Annotated in this window: 22 protein-coding genes and 1 pseudogene; 9 read left to right on the top strand and 14 right to left on the bottom strand. The window is 38.9% G+C overall.

The features are described 5' to 3' along the window. Positions 1 to 92: 92 nt before the first annotated feature. Together FGG79_RS19750 and FGG79_RS19745 are read right to left on the bottom strand one after the other, a co-directional pair. Positions 93 to 401, bottom strand: a complete 309-nt coding sequence (locus FGG79_RS19750; protein WP_138781529.1) for a hypothetical protein — start codon at positions 399 to 401, stop codon at positions 93 to 95. Between the two features lie 397 nt (positions 402 to 798). Continuing rightward, positions 799 to 2112, bottom strand: a complete 1314-nt coding sequence (locus tag FGG79_RS19745) for a hypothetical protein (protein WP_138781527.1) — start codon at positions 2110 to 2112, stop codon at positions 799 to 801. 421 nt (positions 2113 to 2533) lie between these two features. Here FGG79_RS19745 and FGG79_RS19740 point away from each other — a divergent pair, with 421 nt between their 5' ends. Further along, positions 2534 to 3112 carry a GIY-YIG nuclease family protein gene (locus FGG79_RS19740; protein WP_138781525.1) on the top strand — a complete coding sequence of 193 codons (579 nt, stop codon included), beginning with the start codon at positions 2534 to 2536 and terminating at the stop codon, positions 3110 to 3112. Between the two features lie 253 nt (positions 3113 to 3365). Here the strand turns inward: FGG79_RS19740 and FGG79_RS19735 are convergent, their stop codons facing one another. Continuing rightward, positions 3366 to 4364, bottom strand: a complete 999-nt coding sequence (locus FGG79_RS19735; RefSeq protein WP_138781523.1) for a DnaD domain-containing protein — start codon at positions 4362 to 4364, stop codon at positions 3366 to 3368. A gap of 469 nt (positions 4365 to 4833) precedes the next feature. On the opposite strand from FGG79_RS19735, the gene FGG79_RS19730 reads away from it, so the two are divergent. From FGG79_RS19730 to FGG79_RS19720, 3 genes are all read left to right on the top strand, one after another. Continuing rightward, the gene (locus FGG79_RS19730; RefSeq protein WP_171051014.1) at positions 4834 to 5187 is read left to right on the top strand and encodes a sigma-70 family RNA polymerase sigma factor; all 354 of its coding nucleotides are present in this window, start codon (positions 4834 to 4836) and stop codon (positions 5185 to 5187) included. A 1-nt stretch (position 5188) separates the two neighbouring features. Beyond that, positions 5189 to 6511, top strand: coding sequence for a DUF4179 domain-containing protein (locus FGG79_RS19725; protein ID WP_240794340.1), 1323 nt, complete (start codon positions 5189 to 5191; stop codon positions 6509 to 6511). Positions 6512 to 6650: 139 nt separating this feature from the next. Then, a complete protein-coding gene (locus FGG79_RS19720) occupies positions 6651 to 7013 on the top strand; it encodes a DUF948 domain-containing protein (RefSeq protein WP_138781517.1) in 363 nt (120 codons plus the stop codon). A 710-nt stretch (positions 7014 to 7723) separates the two neighbouring features. Here FGG79_RS19720 and FGG79_RS19715 read toward each other — a convergent pair. Continuing rightward, positions 7724 to 8371, bottom strand: a complete 648-nt coding sequence (locus FGG79_RS19715) for a hypothetical protein (protein WP_171051013.1) — start codon at positions 8369 to 8371, stop codon at positions 7724 to 7726. 1098 nt (positions 8372 to 9469) lie between these two features. On the opposite strand from FGG79_RS19715, the gene FGG79_RS19710 reads away from it, so the two are divergent. Beyond that, positions 9470 to 11572 carry a GDYXXLXY domain-containing protein gene (locus FGG79_RS19710; RefSeq protein ID WP_171051012.1) on the top strand — a complete coding sequence of 701 codons (2103 nt, stop codon included), beginning with the start codon at positions 9470 to 9472 and terminating at the stop codon, positions 11570 to 11572. Between the two features lie 655 nt (positions 11573 to 12227). On the opposite strand, the gene FGG79_RS19705 is transcribed toward FGG79_RS19710, so the two are convergent. From FGG79_RS19705 to FGG79_RS22465, 6 genes and pseudogenes are all read right to left on the bottom strand, one after another. Then, entirely contained in the window at positions 12228 to 12527 is a 300-nt protein-coding gene (locus tag FGG79_RS19705; RefSeq protein ID WP_138781511.1) for a DUF2442 domain-containing protein, read from the bottom strand. A gap of 11 nt (positions 12528 to 12538) precedes the next feature. Next, a complete protein-coding gene (locus tag FGG79_RS22470) occupies positions 12539 to 12805 on the bottom strand; it encodes a DUF4160 domain-containing protein (RefSeq protein ID WP_138781509.1) in 267 nt (88 codons plus the stop codon). A 30-nt stretch (positions 12806 to 12835) separates the two neighbouring features. Beyond that, positions 12836 to 14377, bottom strand: coding sequence for a YifB family Mg chelatase-like AAA ATPase (locus tag FGG79_RS19695; RefSeq protein ID WP_138781507.1), 1542 nt, complete (start codon positions 14375 to 14377; stop codon positions 12836 to 12838). Next, positions 14367 to 14930: a transposase gene (locus FGG79_RS19690; RefSeq protein WP_138781506.1), complete on the bottom strand. Its 564-nt coding sequence runs from the start codon at positions 14928 to 14930 to the stop codon at positions 14367 to 14369. The genes FGG79_RS19695 and FGG79_RS19690 overlap by 11 nt, the downstream gene beginning before the upstream one ends. Before the next feature lie 149 nt (positions 14931 to 15079). Next, positions 15080 to 15301, bottom strand: coding sequence for a DUF7686 domain-containing protein (locus FGG79_RS19685; RefSeq protein WP_138781504.1), 222 nt, complete (start codon positions 15299 to 15301; stop codon positions 15080 to 15082). Positions 15302 to 15313: 12 nt separating this feature from the next. Beyond that, a pseudogene (locus tag FGG79_RS22465) lies at positions 15314 to 15418 on the bottom strand (DUF7685 domain-containing protein); the annotation flags it as partial. Between the two features lie 519 nt (positions 15419 to 15937). Here FGG79_RS22465 and FGG79_RS19680 point away from each other — a divergent pair. Both FGG79_RS19680 and FGG79_RS19675 read left to right on the top strand, forming a co-directional pair. Next, positions 15938 to 16603 (top strand): hypothetical protein, encoded by a 666-nt coding sequence (locus FGG79_RS19680; RefSeq protein WP_138781502.1) that lies wholly within the window; start codon positions 15938 to 15940, stop codon positions 16601 to 16603. A 290-nt stretch (positions 16604 to 16893) separates the two neighbouring features. Beyond that, complete coding sequence (locus tag FGG79_RS19675; protein ID WP_138781501.1) at positions 16894 to 17274, top strand: hypothetical protein; 381 nt, start codon at positions 16894 to 16896, stop codon at positions 17272 to 17274. A gap of 15 nt (positions 17275 to 17289) precedes the next feature. Here FGG79_RS19675 and FGG79_RS19670 read toward each other — a convergent pair whose 3' ends face one another. From FGG79_RS19670 to FGG79_RS19655, 4 genes are all read right to left on the bottom strand, one after another. Next, entirely contained in the window at positions 17290 to 18147 is an 858-nt protein-coding gene (locus FGG79_RS19670) for a helix-turn-helix domain-containing protein (protein ID WP_276607990.1), read from the bottom strand. 1207 nt (positions 18148 to 19354) lie between these two features. Next, positions 19355 to 19903, bottom strand: a complete 549-nt coding sequence (locus FGG79_RS19665) for a magnesium chelatase domain-containing protein (protein ID WP_276607987.1) — start codon at positions 19901 to 19903, stop codon at positions 19355 to 19357. A 643-nt stretch (positions 19904 to 20546) separates the two neighbouring features. Further along, on the bottom strand, positions 20547 to 20675 hold the full coding sequence (locus FGG79_RS22335; RefSeq protein WP_276607986.1) for a hypothetical protein: 129 nt from the start codon (positions 20673 to 20675) through the stop codon (positions 20547 to 20549). Between the two features lie 262 nt (positions 20676 to 20937). After that, a complete protein-coding gene (locus FGG79_RS19655; protein WP_240794339.1) occupies positions 20938 to 21351 on the bottom strand; it encodes a magnesium chelatase subunit ChlI family protein in 414 nt (137 codons plus the stop codon). A gap of 116 nt (positions 21352 to 21467) precedes the next feature. Here FGG79_RS19655 and istA point away from each other — a divergent pair, with 116 nt between their 5' ends. Continuing rightward, positions 21468 to 23021, top strand: a complete 1554-nt coding sequence (gene istA / locus FGG79_RS19650) for an IS21 family transposase (protein WP_138781495.1) — start codon at positions 21468 to 21470, stop codon at positions 23019 to 23021. Beyond that, positions 23021 to 23389, top strand: coding sequence for an ATP-binding protein (locus FGG79_RS19645; RefSeq protein ID WP_138781493.1), 369 nt, complete (start codon positions 23021 to 23023; stop codon positions 23387 to 23389). The genes istA and FGG79_RS19645 overlap by 1 nt, the downstream gene beginning before the upstream one ends. Positions 23390 to 23504: the final 115 nt, after the last annotated feature.

Below are 23504 nucleotides of genomic sequence, written 5' to 3'. Positions count from 1 at the left end.
TCTTTTAACTTTGATTAGGATATGAAGCTAGGGGACTGCTCTGGGACGCGGTACCTGTCCCTCTTTCATGAAAACTTCCGCCCGGAAATCCTTCATATCAGCCTGCAAAAAGCAGACCATTCTTCTGGAAATTGGTTATCTCCCTGTTTTCTTATCTTACGGTCATCCAACTGTATTTCCATACTCCAAATGGGCCCATCGCGAACTCCAGATTCCACATATGTTGCCTTCCAATCAAACAAGTAAAGGCGATTAAGCTCATCTTTCAGATTGTTAACCGTTTTCCTCCTGATCGATTTCCGAATCGTTTCTTCTGTACCTTCCCCACACTGGCTCCAAGAAACTTGGAGATTATCCCAATTGATATGGATCGTGTAAGAGTAGCCTAAGAACCCTCCCACTGAAGCTTTTAGCCTATTAATCTTGTCATTCTCCGCTTCAATCGTCTCTTCTCGATTCCACTTATTCTCACAGTTGTTAGAGTAGTATTCTAATGCGCAACATCCGCCTAGCTTGTTTTCCCCTGTTTTTTCCTATTGAAGAGCTTCATAGGCTGGCTCACCGTATCGTATTTTCATTGTATTTTTGTTTCCGCAGGTTGGGCACTTTTTAATGTTGATAGTCATCGATACTGCCTTCCTTTCCAATACAATTTTCTTGAAAGAGAGGATCATGGGGACTGCTCTGACCCTCCCTCACAATCAAAAAACGAAGCACGAGAACCGTCCGTCCTTGTGCTTCTTAATGATGTCATATCCTTATTAAAAAGTGGATTGGGTGACTATGAAAAGGTCCCCCCTACTTGATTACCACATCCTCAACCATGGCCTTACCGCCTTGCCCCGCTCTGTACCGATCAGCGTCCATCAGGGCAGTGACCATAACTTCCAGATACTTCTCTTTACTTAATTGCTCATAAACATGCTGATATTTCTCCTGATTCAGGTAAAGTGTCCAGCCTTCCAAAGCACGGGGATAGCCAACATCCAGTTCCCCATACGGGTCTTCGACAATGTCAATTCGAAAGTGAGTATCTTGTAAATCCTCATACCCTTCAGTAGCAGTAGCATAAGGGTCAAATTCGACAGTTCCTTCAACAAAGAAACGCTCCCCCAAATGGGCAAATGGATCATACAATACTTCCTGCCCCGTGACCGATAAGCCCATTTCCTCCATATACACTTGACCCTGCATTGACTCCGGAACATATCGTTCCAGCGGTTCAACTTCCACCTCTTGCCCGATCGCCGTGCGGCCGGAACGGGAAGAAAAGCGGTCAGACGGCATAACAGCCGTTAGATTGACATGGACCATCCCACCCAAAGCCTGCTCATATAAATCACTGTATTTCTTCCGCTCAAATGCGACACTCCAAAGTTGTTCGTCACTGTTAACCGTGTCGCGTACATTTAATACAAAATGAGTCGGCTCTAGATCTTTGTATGCACTGGCATACGCATAAGTCACGAGCTGAGCATTTCCACTGAGGGCAAATGGCCGATCAGACATACCTTTTTTGTCATACAACACATCCCTTGCCGTAAGCTCAACCGAATGATCGTTCATATACTCCGCTAAATCATCACTCAACTGCTTTTCCTCCACGCCACTTTGTCTATATAATACCTCTTCAGCCATCCCCATATGGTTTTGGCCTGGTTCAAAATACTCTTCCGGGATAGAAGCTACCGTATAAATATCCACTGGTCCTTTCTTTAATGCTTTTAATAAGTCCGGATACTTCTCCCTGGGTAGATATACACTCCAATCCAGTTCATCCTTTTTCGAAATCTTTATCACAAAGTGGCTTCCTTCAAGATCTTTGAAGCCATAATTATAGTACCGGCTAAGCTGTGCTGAGCCTTCCAATGCGATTGGCTTGCCAACAAACTCTTCTTCCACCTTGTAGGGAATCTCATCGCCCTTCAAGGATACATCGTGATCTTCCATGAACTTCGTGAACGTATAGTCCTCTTTAAGAAGATGATCTTCTTCTATCTTCTTTTGTTGCGTAGTAGGGTTTTCTGGTACTTGAGAAGCCTCTTCTTTTTGACTAGCGGCTGAACATCCTGACAAAAGCAGGATGACGATTATGATAAAAAGTCGTTTCACTTTCATTCATCCTTTCTCTAATCTGCTGTGAGCTCTTTCTTAGACTTTTTACAAGAATCGTTTAATATTCTATAAATCTTAAACTTGAATGACTATACATCATTTTAGTGAGAGTTGTATAAAAAAAAACGCTACGCTTTTGATGATTTAAAATATAGCTCAATTGTGGATAAAGTAGAAATCATCAGCCGTGGGTGGATAGGATGGAGTGAACCATAATAAGTTGATTGAGTCTTTAATAACCTATGACCAATTTACCATAATATCCACATTTTGTTAAAGGTTACTGTCCCTGCTCCCAAAAAAGCTGGTACAGTTCTCCTTATTCTTTTCTAATCCCTTCATGTCTCCTTACTCTTCCAAGAAAAGACAGGCCATAGTAGAATAGATAACAAGATATATTTACTTGGAGGAATATAGATTGACCAAAAAAACAACTAAAACGTTAAGTGGACTAAAGTTAAACTTCTATCAATGGACTGAAAATCAAATCCGTGTAACGATACAAAATCCTCACGAAGGCAAGAAAGCACATATCACGAGTGTGGAACATAAAGATTTACATCATGGCGTGGACAAGGCAAGGACCCATAACAACCTTTTCGGTTTCTTTAAAGAAGTCCTTGAAGCGAATGATAAATGGAAGAACATGGAGACGAAGCTAGGGAAGAAAAGAAAAGATTCTGATCGCACCGAAATTGATGTTGATAACAAATACGGTTTCATCTACATTACAACGAATCTAGTAAACGAGATGAAATACATCGGAAAGCATTCCCGAAATGATGATACTTATCTCGGCAGTGGCGTCCGCTTTAGAGAAGCCATTGCAGAATTCGGAGAAGAACAGTTTGAAAGAGAAATCATTGCATATGCTTACACACATGAACAATTGTGTGAACTAGAAAAAGTGTACATCGACACCTTACAAGCTGTAACAGATCCGATGTTTTATAATCTCGCTCCTGGTGGAGATGGGTGGTATGCCATGAAAAACTGAGGACTTTCCCAACACTTAATCTATTCATAAGCCTGTTGCCAAGGTTGCCTGTGTAAAGAATACGAGTTCGAAGGCAATATTCATTTACATAGATGGTTGCTGCTTATTCAACCTTCCCCGTCGATCATATACCGTTTAAAACCCATCTATTACTATTACATTTTTTTACATATATAATGTAATAATCTCATACAATGCTAAAGGAGTTTTTCATACATGCATACACGTTTTCCATTTCCTTCAACCTGGAGAATCAAGACTTAGCAAACGCTTCTAACTCTTGCTGAAGTTTTGCTTTCTCCATCTCGAAATCATAATCTCCCCTATCACACACTGTATCGTTCTCGGCCCCAAACCACTCCGGAAGCACCTCCGCCCGAATAGGCTTCCTCCCTATGCTTATTCTCTTATTCTTCGATTTAAATGCCGCATCCTTCTCCCATACCCCGTTAAGACTCAACACCCCATCCTTCAACCAGTTCCTCAGAATCGCTTCTGCGTATCCCCAGCTCACCTTTCCTTTTTCTATCGACCGCTTCATGGCTTCAATTACCAACTCATTCGATAAATCCCCACACCAACTCTTAATCTTGTTTTCTATGTAACTCCCGATCTTCCCAAATCCATTTTCAACGAAAAAGGCAAGTACTCCCCCATCATGGTCATCATTGATTTTATTATCTGAAGTACTAGTTGAAGAACTCTCTGTATTTGTCTTACGCTCCAGCGTAGGAGGCTTTTCATCCCCGGTGGATGGCCCCTCCGGTGGAACGTCCTCCCTCTTACGTTCTGTCGTAGTTGGAAGGCAAATAGAAAGTTCAGCCACATTGATCCTCTCATTCATTACCCGTCTCACGTTACAAGCGACCGGCTGCAGATACATGACATTATTCAGAAGAATACTTGAACTCGAAATCGTTCTGAACTCGCGCAGGAGGAGGTGATGATCCACCAGAAAATCAATGGCATCCTTCACCTGTCTCTTCGTAAATCCATAGAAATCGGCAAATGCCTGGTAGCTCTTCTGCAGCATATCTCCTTTAAACTTCGTACGGTCTCCAACAATCATTCCACTCTCATCCTTGATCATCGTCGGACGGTACCAATACACGATATCCGCGAGTACCGTAATCGCTACGAAATGAGTCTTTCCACTCGAAAATGTGATGTTCTTATACCATAAATGAGGAACGATATTCCCCACAATCTCCAATTCACCGATTTGATCTGCTACCTGAAATCCTGATTTCATATTAATTTCCACCCTTCTCGTCTATTCATCTTTTAAATAGGTTGAAAGAGTGAAAATGGACACCCTTAGATGAACTATTCTTCGCTCGTCCCAGAAAGCCGGTTCTACCACTAGAAGATACTCCTTTATACAGGTAAGTTGTCATTTTGTTGGAAGAGACAAAGCGAGATAAGTTATCTATTATTATAGTGAAAGATTTCATTTAAGAAGACACTTCTCCAGTATATTCATGCCAACGAAGATTGAACATGAACATCCGCAACCATTCCCCTCCAAGAACTCCTCCACAAGACGGCTTGGGTTAGGGCTTGACCTAAAAATGAAGGAGAATTCTAAAATAAATGAAAAGTTGAAACTTATTTATACCATTCTCACTCTAATGGGCAAAAGGAGGTCAACCAGTGAAAGAACTTAACCTTATTAAGAAGGCCATAAAGGGGGATAAAAATGTCTTCAGGAACTTCTTATTTTGCATAGTGAGCAATTGTACCGTACTGCGTACTTATATGTTAGAAATCGTGAAGATGCTCTGGATGTTGTTCAAGAGACATCTTACAAAGCTTTTATGTCAATCGGTCAACTGAAGAATGAGACATTCTTTTTAACCTGGCTAACTAGAATCTTGATACATTGTTCTTATGATGTACTAAAAAAGAATAAGAAAGAGATTCCTATAGACCATATCAGTGAACGAGATGTTGATATAAAGGAAAAAGGAGTAGAGAGTCTAGACTTATTGGAGGCAATGAACCAGTTAAATGAAAAATATAAAGATGCCATTATTCTTTTTTATTTTCAGGATCTCCCAATAAAAGAAGATTGAAGTGCCGCAGGAGCATGTTTTAAAATCTATTCAGAATGGGATGAATCGGGCTGATATTGAGGCACCTAGCACTAAAAAGAATACCAAAACAATTGTATGGTCGTCAGTTGCAGCTGCTACCATTTTCGTTTCTTCCAGTTTCATTTCTCCTTCACTGTCTCATGTAATGGCGGATGTACCTTTACTGGGAAAAGTTTATGAAACCTTTAACGATTCCATCGGTAGAAGCTTACAATCACAAGAATTGATAACGGAACTCAATCAAACAACCAGTAGTAAAGGGATCGATGTCGCTATTACCAACGCTTATTATGACGGAGCTGTTGTTGGTGTATCGTTTAAGGTTAAAGGAAATATGAAAACAGAGGAAAGTGGTAAGGTCGCTGGGTTCTATGAAATTTTTGATGGAGATGGGGGAATTTCAGATAGTAAAGAACTCGTTCATATGGAACCGACAGATGGTGGTTATATTGGACACATCCAATTAAGCTACCCAAAATCGGAATTGCCATCAGAAGCAACCTTCCCACTTGAATTCAAAACGATTGGTGGTAAAGAAGGTAGTTGGCGGTTTGATGTCCCAATTAACCAGTTACCCTATGAAACCGTTACTCTTGATAAAGAGAGCAGTGAAGAGCTTTCAGATGTTAACGTTCATTTTGACTCCATCGTCTTGGGGAAAGCATCGACTGCCATTAACTACACCGCAACATTCCCGGCTCAAGGAAAGCATGATCAGGTGAGGCTAGAAGTCTATGATAACAAAGGAGATGAAATGAACATCTCCATGGATGGGATTGACCTGGAAACGACGAAAAAGGACGACCAATACATTGTTAAAGGAAGAAGCATCATTCCACAGGCGGTAACAGAGGAAACTCAGTATTTAGAGATTCATCCGAAAGTAGCACTAAACGAACAAGATCAATTTGTTCCTCTAAATGCATCAACACCTGTTAAAGTGATGGCAGATAGACAGCATCTAGCTGTACCGATTGAAGATATAACAGTTGATGGTCATACCCTTGCCGTTGACTTCCAAGTAAATAATGGGGACCAAATGAACAGGGACTTTAGCTTCTTTAAGGATTTTGCTCAAAATAATGTCATTTTAGTAAAGGAATCAGAAAAGGAAAACGATGAAGAGCCTATCAAACACTCCGTCATAACCACTCATAAAGATGAGCTGCGTTTTAGAAGTACATTTGATATTAGGCATCTTGATGATTTTGACCTAAACACTTATGGCATGATGGTTGAATTAGGCTCATTAAGTGCGAATATTCCTGTTGAACTAGATAAGGTAAAGATTGATTTAAATTAAAGGTAATCATGGGTCGTTTCTGATGCTTCCTCAAGATAAATAAACGAAGCCGAGAACCGTCCCGGTGCTTCTCCAAGAAAAGGAATGTCTCGGCCCCCATTCTCATAGACTGAGAGTAAACGAAGGGAGCTGGTCTTAAGTGCTTGAGTGGAGTGCTGCCATTGCAGCCGTTGCGTTTACCATTCTCGTCATCTATTTGATTATGACATTACGAAAAGTCATGGCAACACTTGCTGAAACGAAGGAGACGCTGTCTGACGCACGAACAGCCGTAAATGGCATTACCGATGAAGCAGAAGAACTGATTCATACAGCCAACCAAATTTCGGTTGATGTAAAAGAAAAAATGGAGGCCGTTGATCCTTTAATTGAGTCCGCTCATGATATCGGGGATATGATACACGATGTGACAAGCTCGATGAAACGCACGGCGTTGCAAAAGAACAATCGAAAAACCATTCATACGCAGGAAAGCAAGCCTGTGCAAATTAAATTGAAGTAAGCAAAAAGAGGCCGGATGTAACGGTCTCTTTTCATTTTGGTGGGGGACCATACTCTTTCGCCACCTGCTCTATACTGGTATTTCCCCTTCATTCAAAATCATTTACGTCACGACACTGTACCCACGCTTTAAGCTCCGTTCATATAAAGATGGCAACGGTGGAACAATCGTATGGCTGTAGTCAGTTATAATGTAAAAAGGAAGCGTGAGAGCCGTCCCAGCGCTTCCTGAATTTATAGAATTGAGCCGTTTCGATCATCCTTTTTATTCCCAGCGACTTTGTAGTAAGTTTAGTAACTTTCTATCATAAAAGAGGTTATTAGAATTGGAAATCATGTGGTTCATTGGCTGTAATCAGAAATATCCACAAACACCGCGCGAGCCATTTAACCTTCCTACTTTATCCTTATATTATAAAAAGAAGCGCCAGAAAACTCCCGACGCTTCCTCTATTTGTTGTTGCCTAACTAGTAAAGTGGATATTAATATAATTCTTCACCCACTACTTCAAATGAAGAAATTCAAGATGTGAAAGCATGATATAGTATCCAAAGGAAACCTAATATAACAAATAGATATATTAGGGTATATATTTTTCTGAATTTAATTTTTTTAGAATTAAATATGTAAATATATATAATCGATAAAACAACAAAAATTAATAGATACATATTGAACATGCGATCACCACCAGTTTTTACATTCTCATTTTATCTAGACTTAACTGAATATGCCAGAACCCAAGTCATATCTAGAATAACACCTTTTCCTTTATTGTGCGATTTCATTGAACTCGCAAGTTTCCCACAGTATGCCCCTGTAATTCCTCCAACACCAGCTATAGGAGGAAGCCAAAATAATGCAGCTGCAACGAAGCCTTCATGTATTGCTGCATCTTGCAATTGTTGAACTGCTGTTTTAGTTTGTGAATTAGTATATGTTGCTCTTTCTCCCCACCAATAAGTTTTGGAAGTATAGCCCTTGCTAGCTTTAGCACTAGCAAAAGTTTTGAAATTAGATTTATTAGTGATTGATAGATCACCATTAATTACCACTTGTCCATTTGCTACTTGCATATTAATTTCTTTAAAAGATTCTTCCAAAAGCTCTACTTTATTATTAATATAGATATCTCTTGGGATATTACTATCTACATATAAAAAACCTTTAGAATCTTTATGAATATAAGGTGCTACTTCCGAAATAGAGGCTGAAGCATCTTCAGTTAATGAAGCTCCTGATAATTTTGTAATTTCGTTTGTAGGACTTTCACTTGCATGAGCAAAAGTTGTTAGAGACCCATTAAAGGCTCCTATTGTTATCATCGTTGTTGCCCCTAAAATTAGTGTTTTCTTCATTTTCCGACCATCCCTTTTCAATTTTGTAATGTAAAATTTTTCTTTGAATGTATGGGGAATATTCTGTTTCTTCCTCATTCTCATAACATAGAAAGAAGCACGAGAACCGTTCCCGTCCTTCGTTTTAATTTTCACTTATTAGAGCAATATAAAAACTTATAAAAGAAAATACTGCAACAAAAAGGCTACCAATTCTCATATCTATTCCACCTTGTATAGTGAAAAATCGGTAAGTGAAATAGACTCCAATTAGAAGGATTAAACCTAAAAATAGTTTATTCCTCACCCTTTCCCCCCCATTTGAATAAAATTGATTGATTGTCGACCCTCCTCAACTATTTTTAAAATCAGTTCAATATACAATTCTACACTTTCTACTTAAAGGGAACCTTAAGTTAAACTATACATAACCTTAAATTTTCATTTATTTCCCATTAAAAATTATAATGCTTGAATCCTTGCGGAGAAAATATGAAAATCAATCATAAATTTTGTATACTTATCAATTACAAATATAAAGCAAAACTTCCGTTTGACCCCTTCAAAAACCGTCCCCATTTAACCCCAATTATTCCATTACCTCGTTCCAAATCCATATGATAATCCAGTGCTTCCTTATCCGGATGAGGGAGCAGGAATGTCTGAGCCCCCTTTCTCATAGACTTAGAGAATCGAAGGGAGCTAGTCTCGATGCTTGAGTGGAGTGGTGTTATCGAAGCCGCCGCGTTATATAAATTCCTTAATCCAACATAAAATAAGACAGTCCTATAGCAGGAATAGCTCCCCCCCTCTAAGCGCTTATACACAAGATTAACCGTGGGTGGGGGGGCTGACCCCAATATTTCGATATGTCTTCCTCAATGGTTATCTTAGTTTTCACTACCTTCTCATTGTGCTTGAAGCCATTTCAGTCAGCCAGGGATCTCCCAGTGTAGGAGTACCTTTTACTTAAGGAAATAGGAAAGGTTCCATTCACCCACAATGTTTATTGCGTTTTCTTCCCATAAAATTAAAGGAAGCAAACGAACTTTTCCCACATACCTATATTCCTCTCCTCCCTCATATAGTAGAATATCAATTAATAAAGGGGTGAACCGTATGAAGAAAGTGATTTCACTGACGTATTTATTTGGGGTTGTGTTTCTTTTGGCAAGTGCACTTTATTTTTTTGCTTCTAACTGGCAGGTGTTTTCGCGGCTTGAGAAAGTGGCTTTGGCGGGATCGTTGATTGTATTGTTTTATGGGTCAGCTTTTCTGTTGGACCGTGTGGTAAAGGGTGCCCATTTCCTTTCAAACTGGCTGCTGGTAAGCGGGATGATTTCCTTTGGCTTGTCCGTCGCTTTACTCGGTCAGTTGTACAATTCACATGCGGACAGTTACTTGTTGTTTCTGGTCTGGTCCATTCCGGCATTCCTGTTCAGCTTGTACACAAGGTACAGCGGGTTTTACGCGTTAACCCATATCCTCCTCCATTTAACGATTTACTTTTATCTATTCCCTTCATCTCCAGTTGGGCACTGGACACTCGCCCATACGTGGATCGCGTTCGGTGTAGGAATCGTGAACACTCTCTTCTTTTTGATCACAAAAAAAGGCTACCTCACATCAAAGACGCTTATGTATCTGAGCTTGATTTCAGCCAATCTCCTTTTCATGGTCACGGCATTCGATAACGAGTATTCCGTTTTCTTTACCATGTTTTATGTTGTCATCCTGGCAATTGGGGTGTACAGGTACTTTCATAAAGACACATCGATCTTCATCCTTCTTTCGATGTTTGGAACAGGCTTTATTATCATCAAAATGTTCGAGCTGATGGCCCGGTATGTGTCCAGCCTTTTCTTTGTTGGACTCCTGTTTGCAGCGGTTCTGTTATTAGCGGGAAGTGTTTTCCTTGTGAACTATTTACGGAAGCATGCCTCGTCCCGTCACTGGACGAAGACCATCTTCGTCGCAAGTGTCACGACCATCGCCTCTGTTTTCATCGTGGCGTCCGTTTTCGGTCTGCTTTCACTCTTCATGGTGGACGTCTCCATGGTCGGGTTATTCATATTCGCCACGGCCATTCTTGTCATTCCCAGTACGTTAACGAGCTGGCCATCCCCTGTCAAATATTCACTCATGATGACCGGCATCCTCATCGGGATGATAGCCAGTACCGTTGATGACTTTTCATTTGTGATGTTTTTCGTTCTTGCCTTTGTGTTTTATTTTGAGAAACGGGACGCTGCGAAGATTGTCTTCTATCTTCTGTTTCAATTGAACCTGGGAATCTTCCTTGGACAGACGATGGAATTAGGCGCACATCCGCTTCTTGTCGTAATTGCGCTCATGAATATTGCTGTTTACTTTGCTACTTATCAAAAGCATGTCCTTCAATATGGAGCATTTCTCATTGGATTCCTTGCTTTCTTCTCGTTAACGACTGTTGATCTTTCGTTCACGCTTCATATCATTTATAACAGTCTATTCTTTCTGGTCACAACGTGCTGCGTCTATTATTTCAAAAAACAAGACCGTACCTTCTATTGGGTTTCGTCCCTGATCTTCTGGTTCATGCTCATCGTACAGCTGTATTACGATCTGGCCTGGAAGCTCGTCCATAAATCCCTGCTTTTAGCCATATTAGGAATCCTCTTCCTGGCGGCGGCTGTTTACCTGGACAGGAAGGCTGGTTCCAAACAGCAATCACACTCCATTCTTGCAGGAAAAAAGCTGGGGATCCTCCTCATCCTATGCCTTCAAGGGGGATGGATCGGGTATCAGGTCTATTCCAACGAAAGCCTTTTACAAAACGGGGAAACGGTCATACTGGATCTTCAACCTGTCGATCCGAGATCTCTCCTGCAAGGTGACTATGTGGAGTTGAACTATGCGATTTCCCAGCTTGAAGGCACGTCCATCGATGACAACGGTCCCATCACCATCGTGTTACGTCAAAATGCACAAGGTATCCATGAATATGCTGGTGTTAATAAGTTTAAAGGGAAATGGAATTCTCATTACGACAAGAAACCCGGTGATGTCCTCCTGAACGGAAAGGTAACGAGCTCTTGGAATAATAGCGCCAAAATCACCTATGGAATCGAACATTTCTTCATCCCGGAAGGAACGGGGATGGATGTGGAGGGGAATGTGAAGGCTGCTGTTGTGAAGGTGAGCGATAAGGGGAATGGGATTTTGGTGCGGTTGCGGGAGTAGCTCACAGTAAGCCCTTAAGGACAGGTCCATTGTGTTCTTTAAAAGAAGACAATGGACACCTATTCTCATTGAATACACTAAACAAACGTTTATCTTTTCAGGCCCTTCCATTACAGCATTTCTTCCCTCCAACCTCTTAAGACACTCCTTAATCCAGTCAATCGAATACCAGTCTAACTTCTTCCGAGTGTTCGGGGGTCTGACCCCAATATCATTTAAAATGATTGAACCATTTGGGGATATCAATGGTTCAGTGATCCTGAACAAGCCGGTTTACTGCGTCATAAGTTTTAAACCACTGCCCATCACTTGCTCCTATACTGGAGATGTATTCCATTACTGCTGGATACACTATGTTTTATAACTATGGTCTATTGCAGGCTTACATTTGTTAAAGAGTGCCGTACATGTAGCTGTACAGAGGGACAGTTCTAATGCTTCCTAAAATAGAAAGAAGCACGAGAGTCATCCCCGTGCTTCCTATCGGTTAGTCCTAAAGAGTATTTCATAGAAAATAAATGAATCTATTAAAAATACTCCACTTCATCATGCGTGGAGTATTTTAAAACTATATACGTGATGATAAGGATATAATGTTTATTAGACTTACTTACCAAAAACAAAAAAGCCAGGGATGTGTACCCTCGCTTCGTAATCAAGCTCTTTCCAATAAATTTGTATTTTTTGCTACTTCAATGATTTTTTTTATTTCTATCAGGTCGATTCCTTCCCTGTGTAACTGATCAGGATCCAAATCCAACTCTCCAGGCCAAGTAATGGTTTTCAACTCATCTTCAACATATACTTTATTGAAGAATTCAGGATCTTTAAGTTTTTCAAGAATTCCTTCCATATGAGGTTTGATATCTACGAACCTTTTCGATCCATCTGTAAAATCAATAAGAAGCCACCCATCCATTCCCGGGACTGTAACGGCTTTATCTATAAGAATCATCGAAACACCTCCTAGTATAGGGGTGGTATCTTGCGAGGTGCCATTTTACACCTGCACGCATCCCACGCGTTTATCATATCATCTTTATGAATATCAAGCCATTTCATGACATCCTTCTCTTTACTTGGTGGTAAAGGAGCATCACTTCTTATATATTCACCCGTCATTATTTCTATTCTTGTCATAAAACCAGAATAAATAACATGAAAATGAGGAGGATCATGATCATTATAATATAAGTATATGGAAATACCTCCAAATTTGCTGATCGTTGGCATATGTTTAGTCCACCTCTTTACATTATGTCTTCAAGGTAAAGATTCACCAATAATACGGGTAGCGTTGTTTTTCTCACTATGTGGACGTCTATGCAGCTTAACCGCTTCCCAAATGTGCTGTTCAGTTACCTTTTCTGATTGATCCAAATCTGCAATCGTTCTGGCAAGTCGAACAACCTTAATTTGCATTCGGTTACTCCAGTGCTGCTTGGAAGATAGTTTGTGTATGAAAGAAAGATGTTCTTCAAGATCTGGACTTTTCTTCATTAACCTCTGATAATCGACCCTCCCGTTACAAACCTCCTCATTGTATCGTTCATATTGCCATCTTTTTGCCTCCTTGACCCGTTGTTGAACAGCTCCGGAAGATTCCTGTTCACTTCGTTCATGTTCTTTCAGATTGACAGGAGAAAGATGAAGAAAGAGGTCAAACCGGTCCCGGATCGGTCCTGACAATCTATTTTGATAAGCGATGATTTGCCTTTGGGTACAGGTGCAATAATGAGTGAGGGAACCAAGATACCCACAAGGACAAGGATTCATGGCACCTATCAGGATAAAGGATGCCGGGTAGGTCACGGTGGAATGGGCTCTGGATATGGTTATATCCCCGCTTTCAAGAGGTTGTCTTAACATATCCAACGTCTTCTTGGTGAACTCGGCAATTTCATCCAGGAAGAGTACACCTCGATGGGCTAATGAAATTTCACCAGGTTTTGGGTATTGTCCTCCCCCAATGATGGAAACACCCGAGGAAGAATGATGGGGATGCCTGAAGGGTGCTTGAGAAGAATAACGGCTCATACTTGTGCTCATTTGATATAAACTCATCACCTCAAGCTGAGCGTCTTTAGTGAGCCTTGGAAGAATCGAGGGGAAACTTTCCGCCAGCATACTCTTACCACAACCAGGTGGACCAGTCATAAATAAGTGATGCTCGCCGGCCGCTGCTACCTCCAGTGCTCTCTTGGCATATTCATGTCCGATAACCTGGCTGAAATCAATATAAGTGGATAGATCCTGCTGCTCTTTTCGATGCTGAGGCAAAAAGGGGAGAATATTCTGTCCTGAGAGATGCTGAAGGACCTCATCTAAAGAGGAGACATAAAAAATGTCCACTCCCTCTATTTCAAGTGATGGGAGTTCTTCATCAAACGGCATATAAATCTTATCCACCCCCACTTTCTTTGCCGCGAGTACAGCTGGAAGCATACCTTCAACAGCTCTTACACCACCATCCAATGACAATGCACCCAGGAAGGCGGTGGACTCCGGACATCTTACCGTGATTTCCTTCATGCTTAAAAGAACTCCTAGAGCCATCGATAAATCATAAAGGGGGCCAGTCTTTTTCAATTCTGATGGGGATAAGTTAATGATGACTTTCTGATTTACAAGGGTATAACCCATCCCATGAAGGGCAGCTGTTACTCTCTCCTTGGATTCTTTCACAGAGGCATCAGGCAAACCAACAATGACGAATGCCTCCGTTCCCTGCATGGTCCTCACTTCTACGTTTACTTTATAGCCTTCTAGGCCTTTTAAACCAATACTTGTCACTTTACTCGTCATGGATGATCCCCCATTTTTCAATTTTATTTTCCACATAGGATTGGTAACTGACATGAACAGGTTCCAGAAAAAAGGAATAGGTTTTGGTTGGGTCGATGTGGTTGTTATGTGTAGGTATAATATAGGATGAATAACTGCTCCAGGGGTAATCTTCACAGCGTGTGACCATTTTTGCTTCTAAAGGATTTCTATGGATATAGCGACTGACTTCCATAAAATAGTCACTTGTTTCAATCAGCTCATCACCATATCTTCCTTGAAACTGGTGTCCCACCGTCTTCATCCGGCGATTCAGATAGACGGCATAACGAGAGTGAAGTGTTTTCATAATGTATTGAATATGATGATCGATCGTTTCAATTTGGAGATGAATGTGGTTGGTCATTAAACAATAGGAGTGTAAAATAAAGGGATACATGAAGCGGACATCTTCGAGGATAAGCAAGTAGGTAAGATAATCACAGTCGTCATAAAACAAAGCACCGCGTTTATTCCCTCTTGCTGTAATATGATACGTTGCACCCGGATACCATATCCGGAGTTTTCTGGACATTTCTCTCCTCCTCACAAAAAAGAACATATGTTCTATAGTTAATACTATCCAGATAAAATCTACTTGTCAACAATTTTGTAATCAAATAAACAAGCCAACAAAACCCAAAACCCCTCACCCATCACTTTAACACACTGACGCTGTGCACTTTAGCTTGGTGGGGGTCTGACCCCAAAATTCATGAGTTTCTCTAATAACTCCGTTTGATCACACTCCAATTCACCATGCACAGCAAACTGGTAGCCATATTCTAAATCCTCAGCAGCCTGTAGAAATATGCCATTTGGATAAAGGCGCTGTTGAAGCATAAAGTTTCTTCTAGTTCCATTATAATCGTAAACAACTATCCCAGCCGGTATTGTCTCTAGCATAACCCCTACTTCCTCAGAGATCATTTCATTATGACAACTTACGCATAACCTCTCCTGCCAATCATTTGTTAGTAAGATTGTAGCCTCTCTATCCTGACAACGACCACACCTATTCATCAACATCACCCATACTTAGATTAGTTAGAACTATGACTTTATTATTACACAATCTAAATAGATGTACATATCATATTTTCCAGGTAACTACTCCCTAGACTAAACTTCCTAACCACCATTCAACATTCCCCACACCAACACTTAACACACATCAAAACAACCAAAACACTCTCGTGAAACACCTCTGTGAAACAAGATTTTTCGGGGCGTCACTGTGACCATGAGTAAAAGTGGCTCAAATCTAAGTTATCAAAAACACTTGAAGTCTAGATTGTTGCATAAGCATAGAAACTCAATCTTTTGTTTTAGCTCTGTACTTTTTGATCTCTTCAAATCAATTGTTTTTGAAATATCAATATCTTGATATCAATTGTCGATCTTAGATGAAATAAGTCTATTTGAACATTTTTTTACTAAAATTAGTCATAATTTAATATAATTACATATTTGTATTTTTTTAGAAATAAATGATATTCTATATTTGCTTGCAAGCTAATTAAATTTGGGGAGGAAAAGTATTTGTTTAAGAAAATATTGAGTGTTATCACTGTAGGCGTTTTATCTTTTGGAATTATCGCTCCAAGTATATCAGCAGCATCTAATGACGATGGACAACTGCAAGAAGTAAATTATCAAAAGAGTAAAAAGAAATTAAACGGGAAAAATATTGATGTATATTTCTCTGGAAAAGAATCAGATGAGGCTATCCAGGAGTTCCTAGACCTTTACTCTGAAGGGAAAGTAAAAAAGAAAGATTCTGAAGATGTTGTATTCCCAACTTTCGTTCCAAATCCTGGTAACGGGTGGGATAGTTTAGGCTATAAGGATAATTCATTTAGTAATAGCTCTTCGACTGTAATAAAAACTACAATCGCTGCATCAATTGGTACTGTAGTGGGAGCAGCTGTCGGAGTAGGTTACAAAGACATCAAAACTATTCCTAAAGCAGTAGTCACCTCTTTTTCTACAGCGGTTGCCGGTATGGTTTTAGCCACTAATATGCCTACTAGATATACCCGTACACATTTATTTGAATATTATAGTAGTTATTATGGTAAATATGTTTATAGACCAGTTACTAATGAACATCAAACTAGTTATAGAAATAATTCTGAAATTATTGATACAACTGTAGGTGAGGTAATGTACCTTACTTCAACCGGAAACTTGGTTTCTTTCTATTAATAACAATAACCAAAGGCAGGAAAATTCTTGCCTTTGGTTAAAATTTTTTAAGCAAAAGATCTTTAATATAAACAATAAAAAAAGGAGAATAACACATAAAGTCTAAAATAATAGGACTTATTTTTTTTGCTTTATTTACATGTATATCTAAATATTATATTGTAAGGAAAATAGTTAAAGCTATAATACAGATAGTGGACTAATAAAATTCGAATATGCAATATTTCATGAAGAAAAACGGATTTAACTTAGATTTTCAAGTAAAACAATTTTTTAGAGGAGGAAAAAGTATGAAAGGAACTATATATTCTACTCTAGGTGCAGCCTTAGGTGTTTTTGCTGTCTTATTACTAAATGGAACAACTATACAAAATGAATGGACTCTTGTCTTAATTGGTCTAATACCTATCTTTTTCATTAATATACTTGTGACCATTATTAATAATAAGAAGGAAAATAACAATCAAATATTTGAAGATAATGTAAAAACGAGGCATACATTTAAAAATTTTGTATCTATTTTACTATTAGCTACGATATTTACCATATTCTTAGGTACATTAATTCTAAATTATTTTAACAGAGCAATAGAATATTCATACATATATAATCTATTTTTTGTTATGTTAATTATACTGTCCATTGGTTCTTATGTTATAAAAAAGAAATAACTATATTATGCATCCTTATATGTGCTCAAATAAAACTTGTTCAACTAATTTTTTATGGTTTTGTTGATCAGAAAATGTAAAAATTAATTTTGCATTTTTTAAAGCCTCTATTCCATCTTGTTCATGTTTTTCCTTAAAACACGATAATCCTTTGTAATAATATAATTCTCCATGAAGATAATACGTTTTTAACTCGACACAAAGGCGTATTCCCTTATTTGCATTTAAGCTCACCTCTGAATATTTTTTTACACTATATAGGTACCTACAATAATTATAGTAAAACCTTATTCCTTGCCTAGGTTCAGTTAACCTAGGTCTTTTTTTAAATAAATTTTCCACCTGATTATAATAAAAACTTGCATCCACCCATTCTTTTTCTTGAGTATAAATTACCGCGATGGAAAGTAATGCGTTAAAGTCCTCCTGAAGAAACACTTCTGAATTTTGAGAACTTTGAGTGAGTGTTTCTTGTAACCTTTTTAGTGCTCCTTCTTTATCATTATTAAGGTAATAATTACATAGTGCGAAGTGATACTTGAAAAAGTTAGTCATTTTATCAGTTTTAAAATATGGATTTTCTCTTTGACTGTTCAATAAAGATTTTACTTCTTCAAAATTATTTCTTTCTGTAGCATTTCTTACTTGGAAAACAAACTCAGTCATATTTGAGTACATATTATTATCATAAGCATCAAAAAAATAACTAATATCCACGCCCAATTTTAATGAAATGGAATACAAGATATGTGCTGCGGGAGAAATTTCTCCTTTTTCAATCATACTAATATAAGATTGAGCACATATGTTTTCTGCTAACTTCTTTTGAGAAATTTTTTGATGCTTGCGAAGATCCTTTAAACTAGAACCGATTCTATTTACTAGATTATCTTTAATACAATCTCCTCCCTTAATGATGCTAAATACTAAATATTAATATCTTTATAATGTTAGACAAAAATCAATATAAACATTTGATTTCTATAGTGTATTTTACTCTGCCTCGATATTTTGCAGAAAAAAACACTTGAAAAGTTCTAGTATAATATACTCAAAGGTAAAGGAGGTATTTAAAATGAAATTAAGCCAAAAATTGTTAATTGTTCTCAGTACACTTTTTCTTCTTAGTCCATTGTTAACAGAAAATAATGTTACAAAGGCATCAGACGAACACCTACCCCCAGCACATAGTGTGGACCCAGCGAAAGATGGACCAAATACAAACGTGTAATGAATCACACATAGTATATAAGATTTAGAAATGCAACTTGAGTGAATATGAATACTATTAATTCTTTTCAATACTAATTATAACCCTATCAAGGAAAGATTTCCCTTAATGAAACTTCTGGGGTGTCTCTCCTTTTTTTAAAATTATATGCAGTAAAGAAAAAGTTTTTCTGTTAAAGGAGATATTCAAAATAATGTATTTTAATGGTACTATTAGAATATAAAAAGGGATAAAAATGAAAAGGTGGGAATTACTTAATGAAGATAGAATATAGAAATTTAATAGCTTCAGTTTCTATCCTGTTTATTTTGGTGTCTTTAGGATTATTTCTCAAGTCCTTCAACATACCTCAACTTGGTGAACTAGGGAAATTTTTAAAACTATTTAGATAAACAAGTTGTTCCAACCATTTTATCGTGTTCCCTCTTCATGGATATCGAGCATAAACCTGTTAAAAGTTCTTCAACTATTTGCTTTCTTACTACCTTGCCTGGGCACCTCCATTGCAATCATCTATTTCATTAAATAACATGATGAACCGATGTTGTCTTTTCTCCATTTGCTATAAGTAATCGACTCTCTCTTCTTGTTAGAACCTTCAAATCCGACATATTCCCCTTCCATCATTAAAGGCTGGGACGGTTCCATCACTAGCCTAGCATGACCTTCCATAAGCAGTATCGGGATACAATGTAAGATGCTATAGATGTTTTTGTAACATTATTCATCAGCCATTCCACAAGATTATCTTTGGGAGGATTTGTTCTTGATGCCCCGACTGTGACTGTTTGCTCTTTAAATGTATCAAGCAAATTCGTAAATTGTTCTTTAAACTGTTCATTACTTAGTTTACGAGTGTATTGGATTTACCAAAGAAGATCTCTTTATCTCCATTTGACAAAGGTTTATATGTAAACGATTTCTTTTTAAGTAATGTCCCCACTTAAAATATCGATACATTAAACAAGCGTTCACATTCATCCAATGAGGCGACACAAACGATATGCAGGCCTTCAATTTCAAGTAAGGAAATTCTTCGTCAAATGGCATATAGATCTTGTCCACCCCCACTTTCTTCGCAGTGAGTACTGCCGGAAGCATACCTTCAACGGCTCTGACACCACCATCCAAGGATAAAGCTCCTAGAAAAGCGGTGGTATCGGGGCTCCGCACAGTAATTTCCTTCATACTCAAGAGAACTCCAAGTGCCATAGGTAAATCATAGAGAGGTCCGGTCTTTTTCAATTCGGATGGAGACAAGTTAATGATGACTTTCTGATTTACAAGAGTATATCCCATCCCGTGCAAGGCAGCCGTCACTCTTTCTTTAGACTCTTTCACCGAGGCATCGGGTAAGCCGACAATGACGAATGATTCCGATCCCTGCATGGTTCTCACTTCTACACTTACTTTATAGCCAAGCTTTTCAAACTAATGCTTGTCACTTTACTTGTCAGAGAGACTCCCCCGCTTTTCAAGTTTATTTTCCACGTAGGATTGGCAACAGATATGAACCGGTTCAAGAAAGAAGGAATACGTTTTGGTAGGATCAACGTGAGGGTTATCAGAAGGTGTAATATAAGAAGAATAACTGCTCTAGGGGTAGCCTTCACAGAGAGTGACCATTTTTGCTTCCAACGGATTTCGATGAATATAGCGGCTGACTTCCAAAAAATAGTCACTGGATTCAATCAGCTCGTCCCCATATCTGCCATCAGGTCGGGGGTCTGACCCCAATGTTCAGAACAACTAACAGACTGAAAGAAATAATCTACAATTCCAATATTATACAAAATATTACTAATCCCTACCTATACGATTAAATTTTTTAAAAAAGAAGCACAACAACCCAACCGTCGCACTTCTTCTTTTACAAATCAGACACAACCTCCGTGAACATTCCTGTGAAATATGATTATTCGGGGCGTCACTGTGACCAGGAGTTAAATTCAAAGGGTGTCGACCGATGCCTCCAATGTCTTTTCAGGAAAAAGAAATTCCTCAATCCATTTATCTGTCATTTCTTCCTCTAAAGGACAGGCTAACCCCTTTTTTCTGCAAGGCCGATAATCTCTGTTACTTTTTGACGAGAATGACCAGTATTTGAGGCAATACCTCTAAGGCTAATACCCTCATAGTGCAATTCCAATATCTTTCCATAATGAATCATACAAAAATACCTCCTGAATAATAATGACACACCCGAAGGTGTGCTCACTAATTATACAGAAGGCAATAGTGGTAAATAGAATGTCATTGGTGGTACATTTCATTGGCCGTAATTAATAATCAATTAACCATCATTCAACATTCCCCAGTCCAACAATTAACACACATCAAGACAACTAAAACATTCTCGTGAAACACCTCTGTGAAACAAGATCTTTCGGGGCGTCACTGTGACCAGGAGTTCACTCTTTTCTTATAGGGCATTATGTCTCCCTCGCAATCACCGTTTGTTTATTCTGCCCCCAGCGTCTTAAGGTCATCGCTTCCCAAATGGCTTGATCAGCTATTCTTTCCTCTCCTGCTAAATCAGAAATGGTCCTTGCGAGTCTGATCATTTTAATCTGGACACGATTGCTCCAGTTTTGTTTAGAAGAAACATGGGTAAGTGTCTTTTTCTGTTCCGATGTCAAGGTACTCGTTTCCACCAAGGGTTCAAACGGAACATTCGCATTGGATACTTCTTGTTGATACCTGTCAACCTGGCGCAGGCGTGCTGTTTCCACTCGTTTCCGAATTTCGTATGAGGTTTCTTGCATCGTGGAGGGCTGGTTTACATTGACCGACTGCAAGGATAAGAGAATATGAATATAGCCAATGAAATGTACCACTCTTGCCATGTTTTTAGCCCATCTATGACAAGTTTTTGTACCACCTCTGCCATGCAAAGGACCACCCTTCTATATAATTGAAATGCACCTTACGGTGTAAATCAGTTATACAGGAGGTTTTTTTTGTGATTAAGTATCGGGAAATCCTGAGGCTGCACGCTCAGGGAATTAGTCAGAGAGGAATTGCGTCAAGCACTTCAAACTCTAGGACAACAATTCGGGAAGTGGTGAAAAGGTCTGAAGAACGTAATACCAGGTGGCCATTGGATGAAGGGGTAACTGACCAGGACTTACAGGAATTATTGTTTCCGGAGAAACATGCTTCCTTTGATTTTAGAAGAAAGCCAGACTGTGAATATATTCATAAAGAATTAGCGAAACCGGGCGTTAATTTAACACTTTTGTGGGAGGAATATTCCCTCAGCTGTCGATCAAACGAGGAGATTCCATATAGCTATCGTCAGTTCTGCAGAGTTTACCATGATTATGCTAGAAAAACAAAAGCTACAATGCGTATTAAACGAAAACCAGGTGAATTACTAGAAGTGGATTGGGCCGGCAAAACAATGGCAATAAAAGATCAACTTACTGGTGAAAATATACCAGTGTATATTTTCGTTTCTGCCCTACCGTGCAGTCAATATGCCTACGTGGAAGGGTTCTTGTCAATGAATGCAGAGTCATGGATTTCAGCTCACATTCACGCATTTCAGTTTTACCGAGGCGTTCCAAGGGTCATTGTACCGGATAACCTCAAAACAGGTGTAGTAAAAGCATCAAAATATGAACCTATTATTCATAAAGGCTATCAGGAGATGGCCGAGCACTATCACACAACTATTGTGCCCGCGCGAGTACGCCATCCGAAGGATAAAGCTAGTGCTGAAAGTACAGTAGGGCACATTTCAACGTGGATTATTGCTTCACTACGGAACCAAGAGTTTTTCAGTTTAAAAGAGTTAAATGATGCGGTTAAAGATAAGCTAGTGGAATTTAATAATAAACCATTTCAAAAGAAACAGGGAAGCAGACATACGGCATTTCTAGAAGAAGAGCACTTCGCGTTAACACCGTTGCCTGCTTCATCATACGAAATCGCAACTTGGCAAATTGCGACCGTACAATATGATTATCACATAGAAGTAGATAAAATGTTTTATTCTGTTCCTTACGATTATGTAAAGTACGTGGTCGATATTCGTGTCACTAGAAGTATTGTAGAAGTGTTTTATAAAGGCTTACGGATCGCTTCGCACAAAAAGATGAAAGGAAAACTGGGTCAATTCGAGACACTACCTGAGCACATGCCAAAAGAACATAAACAATATATTGATTTTGACACTTCCTATGTACGCCAATGGGGAGAAAAAGCTGGTCCTAATATATTAACCACCATTAATAGTATCCTCGCTTCTTATCGTGTTGAAAAACAGGCACTAAAATCCTGTTTGGGACTCATTAAGTTGGCAGATCAACATTCAGTAGAGCGTGTAGAAAAAGCTTGTGAGCGCGCTCTATTGTATACAACTAGACCTACTCTTACAAGTATCAAAACTATTCTTAAAAATGGACAAGATAAACTCCCAGTCACTATTGAAAAGGATAGTACTAGAAAAGAAGTGAAGCCCAACCCTTACGGTTTTACAAGAGGTGCTGACTATTATGGAGGTAAGAAATAATGACCACTGAAAACACTTTATCCAAACTAAATGATATGAGAATGACAGCGATGGCTGAAAGATATATGGATCAATTGAAAAACCCCGAGTATCAGGACTTATCGTTTGAGGATCGATTCGCAATGCTTGTTGACATTGAGTGGGGGCGTAGAAAAAATGCCAAGCTTGACCGCCTCATCAAAAGTGCCGAGTTCAGAGAGAGCCAGGCATGTATAGAAAATGTAGAATATTTTGCAGATCGGAAGCTGGATAAAACGCAAATTCTAAGATTATCAACTGGTAGATATATTCAGGAGAAGCACAATATTATTATAAAAGGCGCATCAGGAAACGGAAAAACTTACATGGGATGTGCTTGTGAACGCTAAACTAAAGTTAACACTTTTTGCTCATTAAAAATGAACACATTATATCACCTTCACTAGACCTTCGGTATACTACTATTATTGGAGCATCTAGGGAGGCCAACGGAGTGAAAAAGTG

The organism is Bacillus sp. BHET2 (assembly GCF_005938125.1).
In the GTDB taxonomy this organism is placed as follows: domain Bacteria; phylum Bacillota; class Bacilli; order Bacillales; family Bacillaceae_B; genus Rossellomorea.
The sequence above is the reverse complement of the archived record's forward strand: the minus strand, read 5'-3'. Positions and strand labels throughout refer to the sequence as shown.